This window comes from Allobacillus salarius (genome assembly GCF_007559425.1).
In the GTDB taxonomy this organism is placed as follows: Bacteria; Bacillota; Bacilli; order Bacillales; family Alkalibacillaceae; genus Allobacillus; species Allobacillus salarius.
The window spans coordinates 1-877 of record NZ_VMHE01000081.1; the positions used below are offsets into that span (position 1 = coordinate 1).

Annotated in this window: 2 protein-coding genes; one reads left to right on the forward strand and one right to left on the reverse strand. The window is 26.1% G+C overall.

The genetic code is table 11. The features are described from left to right. The coding region (locus FPQ13_RS13195; RefSeq protein WP_144089746.1) for a hypothetical protein at window positions 1–741 on the forward strand (741 nt) is incomplete at its 5' end. Here the strand turns inward: FPQ13_RS13195 and FPQ13_RS13200 are convergent. Next, on the reverse strand, window positions 721–877 hold a 157-nt coding region (locus tag FPQ13_RS13200), incomplete at its 5' end, for an excisionase (protein WP_144089747.1). The genes FPQ13_RS13195 and FPQ13_RS13200 overlap by 21 nt on opposite strands.

Below are 877 nucleotides of genomic sequence, written 5' to 3' on the forward strand. Positions count from 1 at the left end.
ATCTCAAATGACAGTAAATTAAAAGAAATATATAATTTTCGTAATATTGATATCAAATATTTGTCTAAACACTTTACTTCATACATATATGATTCTAAAAAGTATGTAGAAGAACAATCCGGATTATTAGATTTTAATAATTACATTTATTACACATCTATTTACTACGGAAAATATATCGGGACCGTAATATTACAAAACAATTTAGATTTATTTTTTAATTATGGCAAAAGATTAGCTAACGATCATTACAATACATTGATATCGAAGTCGAAAGAAAGATTGATAAACAAAGCACATGATGAAATACAACCGTTCAACCACTTAGATTTAAATAGTATGAAAGAGATTGTTGATGATATAACTTTTTCTTATCAAATAGAACAAGGATTACAAGCTTATAAAAGGGAATTGTATTTGCCAGCTGCAGCAACCTTTGCTGTTGCTATAGAAACGTTTTTAATCAAATTAAAAAAAGTTAATAAAATCAAACATAAAGACACCGATTCAACTATGTACACAAAATTATTAGGAGAATTAACTAAAGAAGGTAAAGTAAATTATAGAACCAAAAAACGGGTAGAAATTGCGTATAGTATGAGAAACATAATCAACCATTCACAAGCTGGTGCAGTAGCCAAAGGTGATTGTGACTTTCTTTTAAACACACTAAAAGACATTGTTGATGAAAACGAAAAAATATTAAGAGAATATACCAAATCAATTAATAAGACGGAATAAATAGGTATCCTTGTATTCAGATTTGATTTTTAACATAATTTGTTCATAAATTTTTAATTTAAGTTCTTGTTCATCGTCATAAATATCAAATTCACTACTATAATTTTCAACTGATTCTTTTATATAAGCTATTTCT